This is a genomic window from Paenibacillus sp. MT86 (assembly GCF_058792535.1).
In genome coordinates, this window is record NZ_CM179499.1 from 6365186 (window position 1) to 6386876 (window position 21691).

The window sequence follows — 21691 nt, forward strand, 5'->3', positions numbered from 1 at the left end:
CACTAAAGAATGTATCCCGCGGCTATTCCGCCGATAATCAGAACCAGTTGAATGCCGAGCAGCCAATACACCGTCCTGCGGAACCCTTTGTGGTTCTCAGTGTGTTCCTGTTGCATCGTCTTCAAGGCGTTCATCTCATTTTTAAGCGACAATTCAAGCATCACGATTTCCCTATCCACCTTCTCCGATAAAGCGGATTGCGCTTCATGGAGCTGTTCCATATATTCTTTATGGGAATCCTTAAAGCTGGATAGCAGTTGTCTGGTGGTATGCGTCAATTCTTTGTCGACTTGCTCGACACGCTCCTCAACCGACTGTAGGCCGGCTTCGAGACCTGTTATCATGGATTGCAGCTGTGTTGCCGCTGCTTGCAGTTTCTCAGATACCTCGGGCAGATGGGTACTTGCCGTCTGTAATATTCGTTCACTGCTCTTCATCTCCTGAATGACCGTATGACCGGATACTTCCGTCGTTAAGTCATGAATCAGAGATTTGAATTCATCAGCTAAGGTAGTTGTTGATTTCATGGACATTCCCTTCCTCGTACACACTGTTCTCATTATGTATTGATTGGTTCAATAGTTCTAGGCAATAAGTTCTACGCTAGTCTTGCGAATTCCTTCAATTCAACCTAATTGCCTCCGTTTTTGTTACTAGAGTAAAGGGCAGAGAAATTCTGCCCCTCCTCATCAAACCGTACGTTAGGTTTTCCCTCATACGGCTTTCCGATGTTCGTCATTCATGTGCATGCAGATTGCAAAAGCGATTTGAGTCCACATTGACTCGTCATGTACCTTATCTCCTTGACCGTGCTCTGCCACCGCGAACGTTGCCTCTTCTTTACATACCATCTCGCAAAACGTTGTACGATGTACCAATCCAACTTTGCCATCTTTGCCATCTTTCGTTGACTGTAGGCCGTATAGTAGTAGTTGCGCCACCCCTGAATCTTCGGGTTCAGCCACTCCACATGTTCCAGGAGTGACTTATGCCGCATATTCGGTGGAGCCAGACGTTCTTTTACTACTTCCCGGATGCGTTCCTCCGCTTTCCGGCTCAGCCATTGTTGGGTTGTGTAGTACACTTTGCCTTGAGACGTCTCGGCTTTGGTCTTGCGATGATGCATACCTAGAAAATCGAATCCTTCTTCCCCTGTCCATAGTCCGACGATGCGCGTTTTGACGGGGTGTAGCGCTAGTTCCAGCCGCTCCATGATGGCACGAATCAGTTCGTATGCCCTGTCTGCGTCTTTCTTCGTTTTGCAGACGACCACCAGGTCATCTGCGTAGCGCGTAAGCTCCCGGATTCCACTTCCATGTCGTTCCCATAGGATATCGAAATAGTTCAGATAAATGTTCGCGAGCAGCGGAGAGATCACTCCGCCTTGCGGTGTGCCCAGGTCTGAGCGCCTGACCTTTCCTTCTTCCATTACTCCCGCCTTCAACCACTTCCATATCAACTTAAGCATACGTCTGTCGCTGATTCGCATGCCCACTAGCTTCATGAGCTTCTCTTGGTTGATGTTATCAAAATAGCCTTGGATGTCGACGTCGACCACCCAGTTCCCTTTTCGGTTGCAGGCTTTCCGGATTCGGTCCAGCGCCCCTTTTGCACTTCGTTTCGGACGAAATCCAAATGAAGAGACCTGAAAGTCCGCTTCGAAGATCGGTTCCATGACCAGTTTCGCTGCCATCTGTATGACACGGTCTCGGACAGTAGGGATGCCCAGCGGTCTTTGTTTCCCGTCTTTCTTCGGAATGTAGTGCCGGCGGACGGGCCGTGGGTGATACTTGCCTTCCTTTAGGTATCGCTGGCACTCTTGGAGAAAATATGTTTCTCCCTGCTTCTCGATATCCGAGAATGTTTCTCCATCGATTCCAGCCGACCCTTTGTTTGCTCGTACCCTTCGCCAAGCTTCCTCTAAGATGTCCATTCGATAGACTTTGTCGTACAGCGCGTGGAATCTGCGCTTTTTGTTTTCTTTGGCCGCATGACCTAGTTTCTTTTGGAGTTGTTGAACGTTTTCCTTTGGTGTTGTTAGCCGGTTGGCATTCACTGACTCGTACCTCCTAAAAAAAAACATGAACAAAGCAGGGCTCCTTCCCTCCCGCCGGTTATGTTGTCCTGCGGTTCCTCGGTAATATGAGCCCCTCGGACTCCCTTCCTGCAGATGACCCATTTCACCTGTTCGGCTTATAGAGCATCCTTTTACGATTTTTTTTCGTGCAGGGGAGGGTCTCCCCAGTTCACTGCATCCTCTTTCATACCATGCCGCTCCCTTTACGCCAGAGGATTCTTCGCTGCCGCTCCAAGTTCTAAACAGCTTCCGTGGCCTTCATCTATTTGCACGAGATTCGGCTTCCTCTCTTCCCTCTTGGGAGGCCTCTTTGACGACGCGGCAGGATTCACTTTATGTTACGGCCTGGTATGTTGCTCGCCCTATCTCCGACAGGCACTTTCGTCGATACGCTTCTACGCACAGATCTCGCCATGCACAGGTATCCTAGCTACACGGGGGCTTGGCCCCTCCCGTGACCGGACTTTCAACCGGCTAGAGGATGCGTGCTTAGCTGGGCACGCTACAAATGAAAAAAATCAGGCAATCCCCTTACGGATGCCTGATCCTTTATTTGAGTTATTCTTCATGGTAAAGTGTCGGCGAGCCTGCCTTTAAGGCCGACTGATTGCAGCAGCCTGACCCGGAAGGCAGATTACTCTCCCAATCGGCAAGCAGCGGCAGCCTCCACTCTAGTAAGCATTCTTAAACCCGTTGCGAATGGTACGCAGGATGATTTTGATATCAAACAGAATCGACCAGTTCTCGATATAGAAAATATCATGCTTGATCCGTTCCTCAATCGAGGTATCCCCCCGCAGGCCGTTGCTCTGCGCCCACCCCGTGATGCCCGGGCGTACGTGGTGTTTCACCATGTACTTCGGAATCTCCTCTTTGAACTGTTCAACGTAATAAGGTCGTTCCGGTCTTGGGCCCACCACGCTCATATGTCCGAACAGGACATTAAAGAACTGCGGCAGCTCATCCAGACTGGTCTTCCGGAGAAATGAGCCGAACTTGGTGCGGCGCGGATCATTCTCCACCGTCCAGCCCGTATCCGGCGCCCCTTCCGGCAGCGGCTTCATCGACCGGAATTTATACATATAAAAGTTTCGGCGGTTCAGCCCGACCCGCTCCTGCTTGAAAATGACAGGGCCCCGGGAGGTCAATCGGACACCGAGGTAAATTCCGATCATCACCGGCAGGGTCAGGATAATCGCGACTAAGGAGAATACGATATCAAACGCTCGCTTGAACAGGCGGTTTGCCGCAAGGTCCAGTGGAATATCTCGCACGTTGATCATCGGCATACCAGCAAAATTATCAAACACCGGCCGTGCCGGGAGGTAATCGAAAAAGTCCGGGATAATCAGCGTTCGGACACCGGCCTTTTCACAAGCGGCGATGATCTCCGGGTATTTGTGGTGCGCATTTAGCGGAAGGGCTAGTACGACCTCGTCGACGAGCTTTTCGTTTAACACCTTATGTAGATCACCGACCGACCCCAAAATGGGTTTAAGCCGTCTGGCTTCGATGTCGTCCCACTGCTGGTAATCATCCAGAAAACCGACAACTTCATATCCAAGCTCCGGGTATTGCTTCAGATTTTTGAAGAATTGCTTGCCCAGCGTACCTGCACCCACGATGAGTACAAATTGGCGATTGTAGCCTTTTTCCCGAAAATGCTTCAGGGACGTCTTTAAGAAATAACGGTACAAAATGATGAATGCTACATTGAGAATCATGTATATCGCAAGATACCAACGGGAGATATTCACCTCTTTAACAAAAAACATAATACTGAGGAGAATGAACATTCCGATGAAATGCATCTGGAAGATCTTCATGAACTCGTCGGCAAAGCGCTTTTTCCGCTTTGGTGAATATAAGGAAATCATGATGCCGACAGCCAAGGCAACCCCGCCGTATATCAAGCTCCACATTCCGTAAGATTCGATGGGCAGCGGTTTTTCGTACGGAAACCAACCGCTCTCGAATTTCACCCACCATGCGAGCAGAAACGCCAATTGGATAAAGGCAAAGTCGGTCAACATATACAATTTGGTCAGAAAGCCCTGATTCTGGCGGATCATGATTTCACCTCCACTCCACCTGAAGATTGCGTCATCGTTGCTGGACGAATGGGCTTAAGCCGGTTCGTGAGCAGGGATAAGAGCAATTTCAGACCAACGCCCGCATATACGGCTCCATTAACGAATATGTTGTATTTCTGCCGGTAATGCTTCCGATGAAAAAGAATCATCGCCCGATGGAACTCATAAATGATCTTGAACGGCCGGCGCCGGGCGCTGCCGCCTTTATAATGGATGATCGTCGTACGAGGATAATAGTGAATGCCCCATCCCGCCTGCTTGATGCGATAGCACCAGTCGATATCCTCCCCGTACATAAAAAAGGTCTCGTCCAGCCCGCCCACCTGCTCAATCGTCTCGCGGCGTACCAGCATGAACGCACCGACCAAACAATCCACCGGATACTCTACGTCCGGATTCAAATACCCCAGCTGATACTGGTTAAACTCCGGCTTGTTTGGGAACAGCTTGCTGAGCCCAAAAGCATAATAGAAGGACGCCGAAGGCGTCGGGAACCCTCTTTTGCAGGCCTTATCCAGCGAGCCGTCTGGGAGGACGATTTTGCAGCCGGAAGCGCCTATAATCGGGTTATAGTCCATAAAAGCGACCATCGTCTGGATCGTATCCTGCTGGATAATCGTGTCGGAATTTAGCAGCAGCATATAGCGGCCTTCCGCCACTTCCATCCCCTGATTGTTGGCTTTGGCAAAGCCGGTATTTTCCGTGTTCTCGATCAGCTTGACCTGCGGGAATAACTCCCGAATGGTTTGAACGGACTCATCCTTCGAGTTGTTATCTATCAGAATCACTTCATATGTATATTCCGTCTCCGATGCAAACACGGATCGCAAACAGTCCACCGTCAGCTGACAGGTATTGTAGTTCACGATTAAAATGCTTAAATCCATTGCATAACGTCTCCTGACAAATATAGTAATCTATCGACATTATAGCATAGTTCGTAGGGAAAGAAGGAATATCAAGGAATAAGTTTGCTCGGCCCTATTTCATTCAACCTCATATAAACCCGATCAAAATAAAAAACTTAAACAACAAACTCTCTGCCTTGGATTGCCTGTACAACTTGCTCTTGCGTGCATAACGTAACCTGTCCATGAATCTTGTGCGAGTTGCAAGAAATAAATCCAGCTGCTCTTTCTGTTCGCCAGTCAATCGCGATCCATAGATTCGATCAAACTCGCTCGCTTGTTTATGCAGCAAGTCTTTGCCTGTATGTCTTTTAAAACTGGCCCATTTGCTCTTCAATTTACCTACGATCGAGTTGCTGCCCCCTACCACATTATTATTGTGCTGACGGTATAACATGGATGGCTTGTTATCGTAGATTACGGTTCCAAATGCGGAAACGAGCAGGTAGAACCACCAATCATGCATAAGAACCTTTTGACTGTCCACCGATTGACTATTGATAAACAGGTTTCTCGCCGATCGATTCATCGTGATAGTCGCGCCAATGGCAATATTTTCGTATAACGCATTGAAGAAAGAGGGCTCCTGAGCAGGAGGCTTTGGCCATGCACCTTTCCTGTTTAACTTATCATCCGTAAGGTAGGTTGATGTAAATACCATCGCCGGCACTTCCGTATATATAGCGGAGTCTAGGCGGGCTATAGCATGCTCTACCTTATGATCAAGCCACACGTCATCCTGGTCGCAAAAACAGTAATAATCAGCCTCAGCATCTGCAGCACGCAGAAGTTCAAAGAAACTGGACACAACGCCAACATTCGTTCCTTTTGTGAGCTTGATCTTATCGGGGTGTGTTGTCACCCATTGGTCGAGAAGCTGTATCGTTTTATCAGTCGATCCATCGTCTCTTATCAGGATGGAGACAGCAGCATGCGTCTGATGGAGAATACTCTGGATTTGCTCGGATATATATTGTTCGCCGTTGTAGGCGGATAACAATACTTGCACTTTTTTCATACGGGAACCTCCGAAAAAACACTTGAAATCAATAATCTCGTAGACCCAATACAGCTGAGAGGTCTATAGAGAAAGAAGCTAGCTAAAAAAGGCCAGATCATACAGATCAGGCCTTTCGAGTCGCTGTATTCATTTTAAGTATAGTTCAGGGTGCTGCTTCATATCCAGCATAAACTGCTTCAGCCCTTCACGCCAATGTGGCAAATCCTCAAATTGGTTTAGTCGGATAGCTAAATGATCCATGACTGAATTGGCCGGACGTGGAGCGGGTCTTGGAAACTCTTCAGTAGTACAAGGCTGCAATTCAGCGGTTATGGTAAGTCCCAATTGTTCACGAGCCTCTTCAAAAATGGCGCTAGTAAACTCATACCAAGTACAAGAACCATTGTTGGAGGCATGATATATACCGTATTTTTCAGTGGAAATTAAGTTTATCAAGAACTGCGCCAGATCTACCGTGTAGGTGGGCGAACCTTTTTGGTCGTTAACCACCTTTAACAGCGGTTTTTCTTGTCCTAGACGAAGCATCGTTTTTACAAAGTTGTTGCCACGCAAACCGAACAACCATGAAGTTCGCACAATAAACCAACGAGAGCAAAAATGTTGAACCATCTGTTCCCCTGCAAGCTTGGACTTTCCATAAACGCTTTGCGGGTCGGGAGAATCATACTCGTTATATGGCCTTTCACTCGTACCACTAAAAACGTAGTCCGTGCTAATAAATACGATCTTGGCATCGATTTTTTCAGCAGCGAGAGCCATGTTTCTAGTACCTACTGCATTCACGAGATAAGCACCGTCCACATCCGTCTCTGCAGCATCAACCGCGGCATATGCCGCACAATGAATGATCCAGTCCGGTCGGCGGGTTGAACTTACTTGGAAGCATTGATCTAAGTCCGTTATGTTTAGTTCTTCTCTTCCGCAGCTAAAAACCTCATGACCAGCTAGGTTTAATATCCGCGCAATATCCTGCCCTAGCTGACCATGTGCTCCTGTGATTAATACCTTCATCCGTTCCCACCCAAACGGCTGCCATACTGCTGGGTTATATAATCACGATATGCGCCGGATTGAATTCTCGTCCACCACTCTTTGTTGCTCAAATACCACTGAATCGTTTCCTTAATGCCTGTCTCGAAGTTGTGCTTTGGCTTCCAGCCCAGCTCGTTCATGATTTTTGTAGGATCAATGCCATAACGTCGGTCGTGGCCTGGACGGTCTGTCACGTAAGTAATCAGTGACTCCGGCTTACCCAGCTCGTTCAAAATGGTTTTGACGATATGAACATTGGTACGTTCGTTGTTGCCCCCAATATTATAAACCTCACCTAGTTTCCCCTGATGAATAACCAGATCGATCGCACTGCAATGATCCTCGACATACAGCCAATCACGAATATTGAGGCCATCGCCGTAGACCGGCAGGGATTTATCATTTAGGGCACGAGAAATAATCAGGGGGATCAGCTTCTCAGGGAATTGGTATGGACCGTAATTGTTCGAGCAGCGGGTAATGTTAACCGGGAGACCAAAGGTCTCATGGTATGCTCTTACGAGCAGATCCCCGCCTGCTTTGCTGGCAGAATATGGGCTATTCGGTGCAAGTGGCGTCGTTTCAGAAAACAAACCGGTTTCGCCCAAGGATCCATATACTTCATCCGTGGATACTTGGACGAACTTAGTCACTCCATATTTTTTGGCCGCATCCAGAAGAACCTGTGTACCCATGACATTGGTGTTTACGAAAATTTCCGGTTCCAGAATACTGCGATCTACGTGTGATTCTGCCGCGAAATTAACAACCACATCGATACCCTGTTGGAAAATCGCGTCCACCGCTGGTTTGTCAGCTATATCTGCTTGCACGAAAGAATAGTTAGGGTGGTCTTGAACGGATTTTAAGTTTTCAAGGTTGCCTGCATACGTAAGTGCATCCATGTTGATGATCTGGTAATTCGGATGCTGCTGAATCATATATAAAATAAAGTTACTGCCGATAAAACCGGCGCCACCGGTAATAAGAAGTTTCATCCTCACTTCCTCCATATGGGACACTGTTTAGATTAGGTTATTCACTGTCTTAAAAAATGTTCAAAAAAAAACTTCGGTGAAAGTCACCGAAGCCTCTATAAAAGCACCTTATTATTTTCTTTGTATTTTAAATACTAAAGGTGAATACTGATAGGTCTTATCCTTAGAAATTATATACATGCTCACTTTCTCATGCTTTAAGATGTCCTCTGTTTTTACGTTAAATATAAAACCAGAATTCAATAAATCTTGATTATTGAAAGTTTCAGAAACACTAGGCCGAGGAACACCGTACTCACCAGCGTAATAATTATCCCCTACTTTTAGATATATGTGACTCGCTACATTCTCGGCGAATGAATCGACTGCCCACCCTGACAGACTAACAATTTCTTGTGAAGGATCAATCTTAATAATTTCTTGACTGGTAGTAAACTCACCGTTAACAAAATCAAGCCACATTAAAGGTCCCTCTTTAACCGGTAAATCATGATATACTTTATAATCTTTAAATGATTCAGTGCTGCTCCATAAAGTGTTCATTGTACCTTCAAACATTCTCTCCACATTTTCATAAATCACGATATCAGGATCAAATAAATTAATAAAACTCTCCATTCGATTAATATTATCGGTATAAATAAATGTAAACTCAGAGAAACTCTCTGCAAGATACGGTGTCATAAATTCAAATAAGTAACTGTCTCCTAGAATTAGAGCTTTGGGTAACTCTTTATTTTCATTTTCGTAATGAACACTTAAATCACTATGAATCAAATTTAAAGTTTTTAAAACCTCATTCTTCTTTACTGCTTTGGATTTCTTTAGTTTAAATGAGTAATCAGTTTCCCCAAACGATATAGCGTTATATAATTTAAACTCTCTCTCATACGGGATAATTTCAAAATCATCCCGCTCGTATATTTTAATATCAGGGAGATACTCTTTCACTCTTTTCATTAGCTCTGTATAACCCACAAATGCTCCATTATTATTCCAATGAGCATTATCATACCGTGGTGAATACAAAGTTAATTCTGACTTTGTATTATTAAGTGCATCGATAGGAGTGAAAAAATTAATATCTGAGTTATTGGTAAGATAATTGCTTACAGAATCTGTTCTAGACTGATCTCCAATTTTATTAATTGTTTCGGGATAGAATTCCGGATAAATTGTCTTTTTATCCGGAACCAACATCGTTATAAAAGGAATTTCTTTTGCTTTGAGATAAGAATCTACTTTTTCTAGTGATGACTTCCATTTTAAAAGTTGACTGTCTGTCGGTAGATTTAAATGTTGATAATCCCTTAAAATTTCTGGAGTAACATAAAAAAGCCAATTATCTTTCCCGATAAGAGTGTCTTTTTTGGTTAATCTTCCAAAAATATTATATTGCAATTTTGTATTAGAAATCACCAATTTGTCCCTTAATCCCATGTTATCGTTAAACCACATCTCAAAGTCTCTTATAAAGTGGCTGTTAATAACACCTTCACTATTCCTAATATCAGGAAAACTTGTTAATACTCTATTTTCTGCTTTTGAAACTTGTCCTGGCCATATATTGACTCCTAACAAAGGGAATGAGATAGCGATAATAAAAAACACAATTAAAAAAAAGCTATAAATTTTGTGTGTCTTCATCCTTTACTCCTCAAAATCTAAAATAAATAAATGGATTGTAAGTATTTGTTGCCAGAAACATCATACACAGTACAAGAAGAAGACCAACAAAAGCATTTTGGATGAATAGACTCAATCCACTATGTTCCTCGTAATGCCCCACGTTATCTCGAATATATTTGGTAATGGGTATTGAAGCTATAAATGCAATAATTAGAATCGTAATAACCATTGGGTCGAGGTAATACCAGACGCTGAAGCCAACATTATACGGTGACCTGAAACCGAACATAATCCCAAGATAATTAACTGCATGCCCCAGATCAGACGCTCTAAAAAATACCCAGCCAATTATTACAACTAGAGAAGTGTACAACCAACCAATATAGCTTGGCATCTTTATTGTCCACTTTGAATTTCTCATAACGCGTTCAATCAAGATAAACAAGCCATGCCATAATCCCCAAATAACAAAATTCCAAGCTGCACCATGCCATAGTCCTGTCACTAAAAAGACTATAAACAAGTTTACGTATACATTCCCCCTTCTATTGCCACCAAGAGGTATGTACAAATAGTCTCTAAACCATGAGGACAGGGAAATGTGCCATCTACGCCAAAATTCCGTTATGCTGCGTGAAATATATGGAAAATCAAAATTCTCACGAAATTTAAACCCAAACATCCTTGCTAGCCCTATAGCCATATCAGAATATCCGGAAAAATCAAAATAAATTTGGAAGGCATAACACAATGCTCCTACCCACGCGGTAGCCATTGTATTTTCATAATAAGGAAGGTTAAAGATATTATCAGCAACTTCGCCTAATGTGTTAGCAATAATAACCTTCTTCCCTAGTCCAATAACAAAACGTCGTATACCATAAGCAAAATCGTCAATTGTAGTATTTCGATTATCAATTTGATCTTTCACATCTACATATCTAACGATTGGTCCTGCAATCATCTGAGGAAAAAATGATTTGAATAATGCAAATTTTAAAAGATTGGTTTGAACAGTAATCTTTTTAGTGTATATATCAATTACATAGGAAAGTCCCTGAAATGTAAAAAATGAAATCCCAATTGGCAATATAATTTGTTGCAATGGCAAATTGAATCCTGTAACAGAATTAAAACTAGAAATGAAAAAGTCAAAATATTTAAAATAAAATAATAATCCGCAGTTAGCTGCAACGCCAATTAGTAGAACGATTCGGTTTGTCCACAATGAAGATCGATCTTGTAAGTAATGTACTATTATACCAAATAGATAATTTATTAAGATTGATAATATTATGACAAATACAAATCTCGGCTCACCCCAAGCATAAAATAACAAGCTAGAAGCAAGCAAAAAAAAGTTTCGATATTCAACCTTCAACAAATAATAAATGAGTAGAACTAATGGGAGAAAAACAAACAAAAAAACTGAAGAACTAAAAACCATTCTTTAAACCCTCATTTCAATACGTGGCTATAAGAATACTTATTGTTAGGATTTTGCGTAACTATATTTAATTTTATTTCTAGCTGACTTCAGCCAATTAAACATGAATGTAGGAAGCCATTTCTTAAGCTTTTGTTTAAGCTTTTGCTTAAGAATAGCCTTTATGGATGTCTGTCCCCACACAGTATTGACTAATTGAATATGACCGTAGTGATGCCCCAAATTGTTAAATAACGCTAAATTCATTTCCCTTAGCATATAATGCAAATTGGTTACTTCTATCCTTGCAAATGAGTCTGTCATTAACCATGCAGGATAGTATCCTTCATGTTGAACAACGAAACTATATAATCTTTCTATTCCATGAAGTAGGGTGCCATCGTTAGCATTTGGTTCCTCAGGGAAATCCTTAAACTCCCAGCCGTAATCAAACAATGTCTTTAATGCTTGCGGTCTAAACCAGAACATAGTTCCTAGGGGAGATATTGGTTCTTTATGGTTATCCATGTTTACGTTCAGATTGAGTTTGTCAGATAGTTGCTTTGTAATTTCAAAATTAGCGCCCCACTCGGTACCCAAAACTCCATAGAAAGCTGCATGATTAGGTGGCGGAGGAGTTAGTAGACCTAGACGTGGGTTATCTTCAAAAGTTTGAATAACATTTTTCACGAAAAAATCAGACCCTAGCACATTTTCGAAACACTTATATGAAAAAGATTCCCCTATACTGTAAGGCTCAAATTGTTTTGTCTTTTTATCATGTGCAAAACAAACATAGTCATAATTAAAAATGAAATCCTTTGTTGCAACTAAAAGTGAACTTACATCTCTACCTCTATTTTCAATTATTATCACATCTAATTTATTACAGCTAAGTTCAGCAAACTTCGCTTCAATCAGGGCTTTGTTTTTCGTACTATGAGTAGTCACATATATATCCGCTTCATTTGGCATTGACTTAGCATATTCATAACAATAATCAATTAAATCTTCATAGTATATATGCATTATTAAAGCTATTCTATGTGTTTTTTTTGAACTGATAGGTTTAGTATATTCAGTCGGTAGTATGTAGTTAAAATGCATTCGATTTTTAATATCTGCCATGTTTTCTAGACGTAAAAGATTGTCCCATATTAAATTGGTGTCGTATTTTAAATACTTAATTATATAATTGTAAACTTCAACAGCCGGCTCTCCTGTAGTACAACCCAAGAATTCATTATATTCATTAAAGAAACCCTTTCTCTTGATAACCGGGCATTTTCTGTTTTTCACCAACTCTAGAGGCATTAACATTAATGGATAGTGCGTATGTTTCTTTAAATCATCCGTATCAACGTAAACATCCCACTTAAAACCCTTTTCAGCAAATTCTTTAGTAAATATCGCTTCATGAAAACCAACAGCTTCACCGTACGAAGTTACAGGACGCATAGTATCCCAATATTTTTGAAACTCGAAACTTTGTAACATGTTTTTTCTAATACAAATAAAACTTGACTGCACATGCTCTGGAATATATCCGTACTTAATAGTCCCAAACGGGTCGAAATCATAACCATGATGCTTAGTAATTCCCCAGAAATCCAAATCCCTGTTATTCATTTCATCAAACATTTCACTAAACGGATATAATGGTCCGTACATAGTGAAATTTAATAGAACAACTTCGTCATACCCAGAAAGAATATCCCATCCAAAATACTCCATACCCTCTTTGTATGCCCATACATCAAACCCTTTATTTTCTCTAACAACTACTTTATCAGTAATTTTCATTAATTTCTCTCTGGATTCAGGAGTTAAAACACCATTGCAAACAACTAGTAACTCATTTAGACTATCTGTTAAATCATTTAAAAAATAAGTTACATAATCATCAACAATTCCTTGTGCATCGTAAAAGAAGAATATTCCTAATCTTCTAATCCCATTTTTTTCTATCAGCTTCATTTCCTCTGCTCCCGTTGTTATGATTTATATACCCGAATTAACACTGTTATTATTTAATATTTTCATTATCTTTTCATTATTCCCCCATATTGCTGGAGAATCATATGGACGATCTGGAAATGCTCCATAATCCAAACGAATTTGATAATTATTTTTTAATATGAAATTTTCAACTACTTCCCCAAGTGAAACTGGTACCCCAGAACAACAATTAATTATCCCCGTGATCTCTGTTTGTGTTGCACATAGCGCAATCTGTTTCGCCAATTCATCCACCTGAATAAAATCATATTTGTTCACACCAGAAGTAAAAGGGAATTTTTCCCTCCCCTCTTTTTCTGCTTGAATTATTTTCGAAAAAATCGATTTACTTTTTTGATCATCTCCATAAATGTAAAAAGCTCGCAGCCACTGTAGAATAACCTCCTTGTCTTTTAAGAGCACCTCAAGCGACTGTCTAAGACTGTTTTTGGCGATTCCGTACAATGAATTTGGATTGGTAGGAGTGCTTTCATTTATTTCACCTTCAAAATATCCAATCTCATGCATAGTCCCCATGACAACCACATGCCTTAACCCGCCATCTACCATATTTTTAATAAAATTATAATGAGAATATAAATTAAACAGATGTGACTCCGAGTTATGAACAAATCCATCTCTCCAGGCCATGTGTAAACAAACATCAGGCCGACCTAAATCTTCGTATATATTCTCTTTATTAGAGAATATATCGTATTCGATTCTATTAGCTCGAACATCTATGAGTTCAGCGTTATTATCTACTGAAGTCACTTCTATTCCAAGATCCAACAACTTTTCAACAACATGTCGACCAATATAACCACCTGCTCCAGTTACCAAAATCGATTTAATGTTAGTCATTTGCCCCTCCTAGATCCCCTGCTATTAAATATCAATATATCTTTTACACACTACTATACGCTGCATATATATCATCAATTAACCCTGTTGCCTCAACATTCCCCTTGTTAATCCAGACGCCTTTTGTACACACTTTTTTTACTTGTTCGATGGAATGGGAAACTAATATTAAAGTGGTCCCATTAGCAGTCATCTCATCCATTCGTTTCTCACACTTGCTTTGAAAAGCTTGATCCCCTACTGACAATATTTCATCAACTATTAAGATATCGGGTCTAACCAATGTGGCTATTGCAAAACCAAGTCTTGCTATCATACCAGACGAGAAATTCTTCAATGGTACATCAACGAACTCCTCAATTTCTGCGAAACTAATAATCTCATCAAAATTATCACTCATGAATCTTCTGGAGTATCCTAGTACAGCTCCATTAAGGAATATATTCTCCCTTGCAGTTAGTTCCATATCAAACCCTGTACCCAACTCAATTAATGGGGCTACTGAACCATTAACAACGACCTCTCCAGACGTCGGTTTAAATATACCCGATATTATCTTTAATATAGTACTCTTGCCTGAACCATTGCTGCCTACAATAGCAAACGATTCACCTTTCTTGATTTGAAATGAAACATTTTTAAGAGCATGAAACTCATTATACTCTAAATCTTTTTTAAGCAGTTTAATAAAATATTCCTTCAAGCTGCTTGTTTTTTCTCTTTCAAGATTAAACTTCATATTGACATTCTTAACTTCCACCGCATATTCTGACATGCTTAACGTCCTTCCATATCAGGAGTAATCATATGTGTAATACAAATTTATGCTGATTTTTGTAAAAAACAAATAAACCAAAAAGCAATGAAATCAGTGCAAAAGCAATACACATTACATTCACATAAAGACTGGGAAATCGATGATAAAGAACAATATCTCGGAAAGCCTCTACGAAATAATACATTGGATTTGAATAAATAATAGATTTAACATAATCAGGGACAATACTAACAGGGTAAAATATAGGTGTTAAATATGTCCAGGCAGTCAATAAAACCGTATATAGGTGCAGTGTATCTCTAAAATAGACAGCTAAAACGGACATAATAAGCCCAATCCCTATTGAGAAAATTAAGATATATATTAGTGGTAATGGAAACATCAATATAATCGGCGTTACTGTAACATTTGTCGCTAAGATTACCAGTAGCAACGCAAGCAACGAGAATAGAAGCGTACTAAAAGAGGATAATATTTTCGATACAGGGAAAATATATTTGGGAACATAAACTTTTTTAATTATTGATCCCGCTCCAAGTATAGAATTCATTGACATTGTGGTAGACTCAGAAAAAAAACTAAAGATAATTTGACCTGATAATAAATACACTGGAAAGTTAGGAATATCAAATCTGAAAAAGTTAGAAAAAACAGCAGTTAAAACTATCATCATTAACAAGGGATTAAGCAAACTCCATAAATACCCCAATACAGAACGTCGGTATTTTATTTTCAAGTCTCTAACAACGAATTCTTTAAGCAATCCTTTATAACGCCAAAAATTATTAATATATCTCATATAAATCTGTCCCTAATTTTATATTTTCCTCGCTAAGAGAAAGTAATTCCGCTTTTGATTAAATAACGTTTTAAAGCATCTTTCCACTCTGGTAAACGAGCAAAACCATTATCATCTAGACTTTTTTTAGATAGACGAGAGTTTCTTGGTCTTTTTGCCTTGGTTCTATACTCATCCGATCTAATAAAGTTCACTTTTGTTGGGTACCCAGACTCTTTAAAAATTTCCTGCGCAAATTCTGCCCAACTGCAATAACCTTCATTAGTTGCATGATACACTCCATATTTCTCGGAATTTACGAGTTCCATAATAAAAACAGCCAAGTCCTCAGTAAAAGTCGGAGATCCACACTGATCAGCAACTACACTGACAAAGCTTTGTTCTTTACCAATATGAAGCATGGATTGAACAAAATTATTCCCGTTCAATCCATACGCCCATGATGTTCTCACTATAAAATGCGAATCGACTAATCTAATAACTTCACGCTCTCCTTGTAGCTTTGTCTGACCATACACTGATAAAGGACAAGGCTTTGAATTAATTTCATAAGGTGTGTCCTCTTCACCTGAAAATACATAATCCGTACTTATATATATCATTTTGCTGTTTAACTCTTTGCAGATTGAAGCAATCGCAGCTGTTACTTCAACATTTATAGTCCAACATTTTTCATAATCTTCCTCAGCAGCATCGACATCAGTATAGGCAGCACAGTGTATTACAATATCAGGTGTATGACTACGAATGTATTCAACAGTATAATCTATTTCCGACAAGTCAAAGTCGACAATTATTATTGAATATCGACCTACACCAGCCGCTTCCAAACATTGAACAACATCATGTCCAAGTTGGCCTTTCGCCCCAGTAACCAACACTCTCATTTTCATTTCTCCTAGAGATAAGTATTAGCCCTACTTTTTCTCTTTGTAAGTCCCATTCTTGATACAAGTTAGCCAGTCGTTGTTGTCTAAATACCAACGTATTGTTTTCCTAATCCCCTCTTCAAACATCACAGTTGGCTCCCAGCCTAGTTCCCGCTTGATTTTACTTGCATCTATTGCATACCTTCTATCATGACCAAGTCTATCCTCAACATATTTCATCAAAGAGCTCGGCTTATTTAGTACATCTAATATTATGTTCACAATTTCAACATTTGTCTTTTCGTTATGTCCACCTACATTATAAACTTCACCAGATACCCCTCGATGAAGTACAAGGTCTATTGCTTTACAATGGTCTTCAACATAAAGCCAATCCCTAATGTTCAAACCATCTCCGTATATTGGGAGTTCTATTCCCTCTACAGCATTAGATATCATTAAAGGTATCAATTTTTCTGGAAACTGAAATGGTCCGTAATTGTTAGAGCACCGAGTAATGTTAATATTTAAACCGAATGTCTCATGATATGCTCTTACAAACATGTCAGCTGAAGCTTTACTGGCTGAATATGGACTATTTGGAGCAAGAGGAGTCTCCTCCTTAAATAAACCTTCCTCTCCAAGAGAACCATACACTTCATCAGTTGAAACTTGTAGGAATTTGTTTGAATACTGTTTTTCGGTACCCACCCAAATGTTTTTGCAAACATTTAACAAAACCTGTGTACCTAATATATTTGATCTCAAGAAAATTGAGGGATCATTAATACTTCTATCCACGTGTGATTCTGCAGCGAAATTCAAAACAAAATCGGGGTTATGCTCTCTAAAAATCCTTTCTACTAATTCAGTACTACATATATCACCGTGGATAAATTCATAATTTTCATTGTTCTCTACATTTGTGAGATTGTGTAGATTCCCTGCGTAGGTAAGGGAATCTAAATTTATAATTCGATACCCCGGGTATTTATTTAAGATATAATGAATAAAATTACTCCCTATAAAGCCTGCTCCGCCAGTCACTAATAATGTTTTATTAGAAGTGTTACTTAGTTCAACCATACGAATCCCTCCTGAAATACAACAAGTAAGATTATAAATTTAATTGCGCTAATGTTTTTAGTTTCTTATCTTTATCTGATAATAGTATTTCCTGACTATCCACTTGGGGCCACTCAATTTTTAACTCAGGATCATTCCATGCTATACCAGATTCAAATTCAGGATAATAAAAATCGGTACATTTATACACAAACTCTGCTTCTTCGCTTAACACTAAGAAACCATGTGCGAATCCCTCTGGAACAAAAAATTGTTTCCGATTCTCCCCAGAAAGAACTACGCCATACCATTGTTTGAATGTCGGGGAGTCCTTTCTTAAATCAACTGCAACATCAAAGACCTCTCCAGACAACACCCTCACTAACTTTCCTTGTGGAAATTTGGTTTGGAAATGCAATCCTCGAAGTACCCCTTTTCTAGACTTAGACTGATTGTCTTGAACAAAAGTCATTCCTAAACCAGCTTTTTTAAAATCATTAAAGTTATATGTTTCCATAAAATAACCACGATCATCACCAAAGACTCTTGGCTCTATTATGGTCAGACCTGAAATAGGTGTCTCTATAAAATCAAATTGTCCCACGATTTCTACCTCCTTATAATAATCAAATGAATCCTTCAGCGACCTGAAGTAAGTACCTGCCGTAATCTGTTTTAAGAAGTGGCTGTGCCAACTCTATAAGCTGTTCTTTTGAAATATAGTTCTTTTTAAAAGCAATCTCTTCGATACAAGCTATGTATAATCCTTGTCGTTTTTGTACGGCTTCCACAAAATTACCTGCTTCCAACATTGCATCATGTGTCCCCGTATCCATCCAAGCCATACCTCTTCCCAGAAGTTTTACATTTAATGACTCTAATTTAAGATATTCATTATTCACTTCTGTAATCTCTAATTCTCCTCTTTCGGATGGTTTTATCCCTTTGGCGATATTTACCACGCGATTATCATAAAAATAAAGCCCTGGTACAGCATAATTAGATTTTGGAACCAAAGGCTTTTCTTCGATAGAAAGTACCCTTCCTTTATCATCACAATCAATAACTCCATAGACTTCCGGGTTTTTCACAAAATAGCCAAAAATGGTCGCTCCTTCTTTTAACTCTGCAGCTTCCTCTAAAATTTTTCCGAAGCTCTGTCCATAAAAAATGTTATCTCCAAGAATTAAGGCAACAGAATCATCTCCGATGAATGATTCACCGATGATGAACGCTTCTGCCAAACCTCTGGGGGCTTCTTGAATAGCATATGAAAGATTGAGTCCAAGATGGCTACCATTACCAAACAATTCTTCAAACGGTTTAATGTCTCTTGGGGTAGAAATGATTAATATCTCTTTAATACCAGCCAGCATTAAAACTGACAATGGGTAGTAAATCATAGGTTTATCGTAAACGGGAATTATCTGTTTGGAAATCCCCTTTGTTATTGGATACAGTCTAGTTCCTGACCCGCCTGCTAAGATTATGCCTTTCAATGTTAAATCTCCCTTCAACAGCAGTAAAATAGTTTGAAAATCAAAAAAGAACCAAGAAACTTTACATTCCTTAATTGTGATATGCTAGAATATTGTCGTATCTACAAGAAAAGGAGCTAATTACGTTGTCGAATCCAGTATACGGTAAAAAAGCCGCTGAGTCGAGGATAGAAGGAAAGAAGCCGGCTTTGTTTTGGGTGTTAATATCAGGAATCATCTTGTTTCTGACATGGACACCTTTCCAGACAGCTCTATTCAACGGTCAAGAGCTACAATTCGAGAAACCAATTTTCTGGGCTGCTATATTAGCAACTCTACTATTATTTCTTTGGATCGCACAATTTTATAAAAGCATCCAACTCAAGGATGAAAGAGATTGGCTAGCTGTGGGTGTGCTTTTACTACCTTTAACTTACATACTTTCTCTCATCAGCGCAGCTTCCCATAGTCTTGCCATGAATATGATCATCATCAATTGTATTTATGCTATTATGTTCATCATTGGCTTGTACGTACTCCGTGACAAGTTAGGGAACCGAATCATTCAAAATACAATTATGGCCATAGCATATCTTATTGTTGGTTTCGGTCTACTGCATTGGTTTGGCCAGGGCAAGACTGCAGGGGCCATTGCAAAATGGTTTTCTAACACGGTCCTAAACGGTACATATACTCATGCTGTAATGACTGACTCTAACGGTCTCCGTCTGACCTCGGTGTTCCAATACGCGAATACTTATGCTGCTTTTCTCATGGCTTTCTTATTTGCAGCAGTCTTTTTCGCTACGAAATCAAAAAAATGGTACGGCCAAGCCTTCCACAGCTTTATGTTGGTACCCATCATTGTATCGCTGTTGTTAACATTGTCTCGTGGTGGTCTGGTCATGCTGCCCGTAGTATTTGTTCTGCTGCTCCTATTCTTGAAGCCAGCTAAACAAATATTGTGGATCCTGTACTGCGGTATAGCGGGTGTGGCTTCGCTGATCATTTCCAAACCGGTAACAGAGCTGGGCTTGAGTTTAAATGAAGCTTTCAGCAGCAGTGGAGCCCTTAAAGGTTGGGGTATCTTACTTGGTGCGTCTGCTGTTGTAGGCCTTCTAGGATGGGTCATTCAAAGTTTTATCGCCCCAAAACTGGATAAAGCATTAAGCAATTGGTCCACTAAAAAGGCCTCCAACATGTGGATTCCCATCGGCTCCATAGTTATTGGGGGACTGCTGATCTTCCTATTCATCGGCACCAGTCTGAAGATTGTTTTACCACAAAATATTAGTGTCCGCCTTGAGAACATTAACTTTAACCAGCACAGTGTTTTGGAGCGATTTACTTTCTACAAAGATGCCATGAAGGTGCTAGCAGACTATCCTATCATCGGTGCTGGCGGGGGAGCATGGGCATCACTCTATGAGCAATATCAGAACAACCCATATACAAGTCGTCAAGCGCATAACTTCTTTTTACAGTACTTGATCGAGGTCGGAATTGTTGGATTTGTGATTTTCATGTCGTTTATCCTGTATATTTTCTATAAATATATTCGCGGCTATATCAAAGGCAATGAAGAAGATCGCAATCGTCATTTCCTTTATCTCATCATCGTCCTTTCGATTTTGATTCACAGTATTTTGGACTTTAATATGAGTTATGTGTTCATGGGGATTCTTGTATTCCTGGGGCTTGGCGGAATGGCTGCCGTAATGGACAGCAAACCAATCAAAAAATGGAGTGTACAAGATTCAACAGCAAGAAATATCTACACAGCTGTTATAGGCCTTGCTTCTATTATTGTACTGATCACTTCCATACGTTATGTACAGGCTGCCGAAGCTGGTATGGAAGCTCGCAGAATTGTTCAGGTTAGCACATCGTTTGAAGAGATTAAAGCTCCACTGGACAAAGATCTCAGCATTCGGCCTAGCCATACGGAATCCGTCCTGCTACTAAACTCATTATATCAATCCGTTTACCAGCAGACTCAGGATGAAAGTTTCTTTCAACTATCTTCGAATCTCTTAAATCAGGCACTTGAAGACGAGCCCTATAATAAATCCATATTGAATCGATTGGTACAGAGTTACGAAATGATTCAACAACCAGAACAAGCTTATGAGATTCTTGTGAATAATGCCTATAAATTTAAATGGGACATTAATTGGTATGAGCAGATCATCAATAAAGGGTATGACCTGGGAATGAAAGCCTTAGGAGAAGGGGATACTGCCGGAAAAGAGAAGTACTTTAATTTTGCAACTGAGGCCTTTGTTAAAGTTCAAGAAGGTATTAAGCATTTAGCTACATTACCGGAAGGGCAACTACAAGGTAATCCTTTCGAAAACACACCCGACATGATTCTCCATGCAGGCAAAATGTACTTCATGATGAATCAACCGGAGCAAGCAGCTGAAGCACTTAAGCTTGGCATACAAGAAGATCTCTCGCAAACAACCCAACAAGAAATTGTTCGTTGGTATCTGGCAGCATTGCAAAAGCAAAACTTAAGCGATGATGCCCTTATGGAGAAATTAACTCAAGTTGATCCGAATGCGAAGGATAATGTTCAACAGCTTGCTAATCTTCAATTCTAATTAAAAAGGGACAGTTCGTGGTAGAAAACCTCTACCCAACTGTCCCTTTT

General features: G+C 40.3%; 18 protein-coding genes. 1 reads left to right on the top strand and 17 read right to left on the bottom strand.

Features of this window, described 5'->3' with window-relative positions; translation table 11 throughout:
- Positions 1-2 precede the first annotated feature (2 nt).
- The 17 genes from AC3RCL_RS29140 to rfbA all read right to left on the bottom strand — a co-directional run bounded on the left by AC3RCL_RS29140 (position 3) and on the right by rfbA (position 19056).
- Positions 3-527: a hypothetical protein gene (locus tag AC3RCL_RS29140; protein ID WP_492533402.1), complete on the bottom strand. Its 525-nt coding sequence runs from the start codon at positions 525-527 to the stop codon at positions 3-5.
- A gap of 212 nt (positions 528-739) precedes the next feature.
- Complete coding sequence (gene ltrA / locus AC3RCL_RS29145; RefSeq protein WP_492533404.1) at positions 740-2056, bottom strand: group II intron reverse transcriptase/maturase; 1317 nt, start codon at positions 2054-2056, stop codon at positions 740-742.
- Positions 2057-2748: 692 nt separating this feature from the next.
- Positions 2749-4149, bottom strand: coding sequence for an undecaprenyl-phosphate glucose phosphotransferase (locus AC3RCL_RS29150; protein WP_492533406.1), 1401 nt, complete (start codon positions 4147-4149; stop codon positions 2749-2751).
- The gene (locus AC3RCL_RS29155) at positions 4146-5057 is read right to left on the bottom strand and encodes a glycosyltransferase family 2 protein (RefSeq protein ID WP_492533408.1); all 912 of its coding nucleotides are present in this window, start codon (positions 5055-5057) and stop codon (positions 4146-4148) included. The genes AC3RCL_RS29150 and AC3RCL_RS29155 overlap by 4 nt, the downstream gene beginning before the upstream one ends.
- Positions 5058-5166: 109 nt before the next feature.
- Positions 5167-6096, bottom strand: a complete 930-nt coding sequence (locus AC3RCL_RS29160; protein WP_492533410.1) for a glycosyltransferase family 2 protein — start codon at positions 6094-6096, stop codon at positions 5167-5169.
- Positions 6097-6225: 129 nt separating this feature from the next.
- Positions 6226-7110, bottom strand: coding sequence for a dTDP-4-dehydrorhamnose reductase (gene rfbD / locus AC3RCL_RS29165; protein ID WP_492533412.1), 885 nt, complete (start codon positions 7108-7110; stop codon positions 6226-6228).
- Complete coding sequence (gene rfbB / locus AC3RCL_RS29170; protein ID WP_492533414.1) at positions 7107-8129, bottom strand: dTDP-glucose 4,6-dehydratase; 1023 nt, start codon at positions 8127-8129, stop codon at positions 7107-7109. Before rfbB (AC3RCL_RS29170) ends, rfbD (AC3RCL_RS29165) begins: the two co-directional genes overlap by 4 nt.
- A gap of 111 nt (positions 8130-8240) precedes the next feature.
- Complete coding sequence (locus tag AC3RCL_RS29175; RefSeq protein WP_492533416.1) at positions 8241-9776, bottom strand: alginate O-acetyltransferase AlgX-related protein; 1536 nt, start codon at positions 9774-9776, stop codon at positions 8241-8243.
- A gap of 10 nt (positions 9777-9786) precedes the next feature.
- The gene (locus AC3RCL_RS29180) at positions 9787-11205 is read right to left on the bottom strand and encodes an MBOAT family O-acyltransferase (RefSeq protein WP_492533418.1); all 1419 of its coding nucleotides are present in this window, start codon (positions 11203-11205) and stop codon (positions 9787-9789) included.
- 45 nt (positions 11206-11250) lie between these two features.
- Positions 11251-13161: a rhamnan synthesis F family protein gene (locus AC3RCL_RS29185; protein ID WP_492533419.1), complete on the bottom strand. Its 1911-nt coding sequence runs from the start codon at positions 13159-13161 to the stop codon at positions 11251-11253.
- A 24-nt stretch (positions 13162-13185) separates the two neighbouring features.
- Positions 13186-14046 (bottom strand): NAD-dependent epimerase/dehydratase family protein, encoded by an 861-nt coding sequence (locus AC3RCL_RS29190; protein WP_492533421.1) that lies wholly within the window; start codon positions 14044-14046, stop codon positions 13186-13188.
- A 43-nt stretch (positions 14047-14089) separates the two neighbouring features.
- Positions 14090-14821, bottom strand: a complete 732-nt coding sequence (locus AC3RCL_RS29195; RefSeq protein WP_492533423.1) for an ABC transporter ATP-binding protein — start codon at positions 14819-14821, stop codon at positions 14090-14092.
- A 28-nt stretch (positions 14822-14849) separates the two neighbouring features.
- Positions 14850-15623, bottom strand: coding sequence for an ABC transporter permease (locus tag AC3RCL_RS29200; protein WP_492533425.1), 774 nt, complete (start codon positions 15621-15623; stop codon positions 14850-14852).
- A gap of 32 nt (positions 15624-15655) precedes the next feature.
- Positions 15656-16510 carry a dTDP-4-dehydrorhamnose reductase gene (rfbD, locus tag AC3RCL_RS29205; RefSeq protein WP_492533427.1) on the bottom strand — a complete coding sequence of 285 codons (855 nt, stop codon included), beginning with the start codon at positions 16508-16510 and terminating at the stop codon, positions 15656-15658.
- A 30-nt stretch (positions 16511-16540) separates the two neighbouring features.
- Complete coding sequence (rfbB, locus tag AC3RCL_RS29210; RefSeq protein WP_492533429.1) at positions 16541-17578, bottom strand: dTDP-glucose 4,6-dehydratase; 1038 nt, start codon at positions 17576-17578, stop codon at positions 16541-16543.
- Between the two features lie 31 nt (positions 17579-17609).
- The gene (gene rfbC / locus AC3RCL_RS29215) at positions 17610-18161 is read right to left on the bottom strand and encodes a dTDP-4-dehydrorhamnose 3,5-epimerase (protein ID WP_492533431.1); all 552 of its coding nucleotides are present in this window, start codon (positions 18159-18161) and stop codon (positions 17610-17612) included.
- 22 nt (positions 18162-18183) lie between these two features.
- On the bottom strand, positions 18184-19056 hold the full coding sequence (rfbA, locus tag AC3RCL_RS29220; protein WP_492533433.1) for a glucose-1-phosphate thymidylyltransferase RfbA: 873 nt from the start codon (positions 19054-19056) through the stop codon (positions 18184-18186).
- 125 nt (positions 19057-19181) lie between these two features.
- Between rfbA and AC3RCL_RS29225 the strand changes: the two genes are divergently transcribed.
- Positions 19182-21641, top strand: a complete 2460-nt coding sequence (locus AC3RCL_RS29225; protein WP_492533435.1) for an O-antigen ligase family protein — start codon at positions 19182-19184, stop codon at positions 21639-21641.
- Positions 21642-21691 lie beyond the last annotated feature (50 nt).

Excerpts from the sequence above, each read along its gene's own strand:
- rfbB (WP_492533429.1), bottom strand. The coding sequence starts at position 17,578 with ATGGTTGAACTAAGTAACACTTCTAATAAAACATTATTAGTGACTGGC.
- rfbB (WP_492533414.1), bottom strand. The coding sequence starts at position 8,129 with ATGAAACTTCTTATTACCGGTGGCGCCGGTTTTATCGGCAGTAACTTT.
- rfbD (WP_492533427.1), bottom strand. The coding sequence starts at position 16,510 with ATGAGAGTGTTGGTTACTGGGGCGAAAGGCCAACTTGGACATGATGTT.
- AC3RCL_RS29160 (WP_492533410.1), bottom strand. The coding sequence starts at position 6,096 with ATGAAAAAAGTGCAAGTATTGTTATCCGCCTACAACGGCGAACAATAT.
- AC3RCL_RS29195 (WP_492533423.1), bottom strand. The coding sequence starts at position 14,821 with ATGTCAGAATATGCGGTGGAAGTTAAGAATGTCAATATGAAGTTTAAT.
- rfbD (WP_492533412.1), bottom strand. The coding sequence starts at position 7,110 with ATGAAGGTATTAATCACAGGAGCACATGGTCAGCTAGGGCAGGATATT.
- AC3RCL_RS29155 (WP_492533408.1), bottom strand. The coding sequence starts at position 5,057 with ATGGATTTAAGCATTTTAATCGTGAACTACAATACCTGTCAGCTGACG.
- AC3RCL_RS29185 (WP_492533419.1), bottom strand. The coding sequence starts at position 13,161 with ATGAAGCTGATAGAAAAAAATGGGATTAGAAGATTAGGAATATTCTTC.
- AC3RCL_RS29200 (WP_492533425.1), bottom strand. The coding sequence starts at position 15,623 with ATGAGATATATTAATAATTTTTGGCGTTATAAAGGATTGCTTAAAGAA.
- AC3RCL_RS29140 (WP_492533402.1), bottom strand. The coding sequence starts at position 527 with ATGAAATCAACAACTACCTTAGCTGATGAATTCAAATCTCTGATTCAT.
- AC3RCL_RS29180 (WP_492533418.1), bottom strand. The coding sequence starts at position 11,205 with ATGGTTTTTAGTTCTTCAGTTTTTTTGTTTGTTTTTCTCCCATTAGTT.
- AC3RCL_RS29175 (WP_492533416.1), bottom strand. The coding sequence starts at position 9,776 with ATGAAGACACACAAAATTTATAGCTTTTTTTTAATTGTGTTTTTTATT.
- AC3RCL_RS29190 (WP_492533421.1), bottom strand. The coding sequence starts at position 14,046 with ATGACTAACATTAAATCGATTTTGGTAACTGGAGCAGGTGGTTATATT.
- AC3RCL_RS29150 (WP_492533406.1), bottom strand. The coding sequence starts at position 4,149 with ATGATCCGCCAGAATCAGGGCTTTCTGACCAAATTGTATATGTTGACC.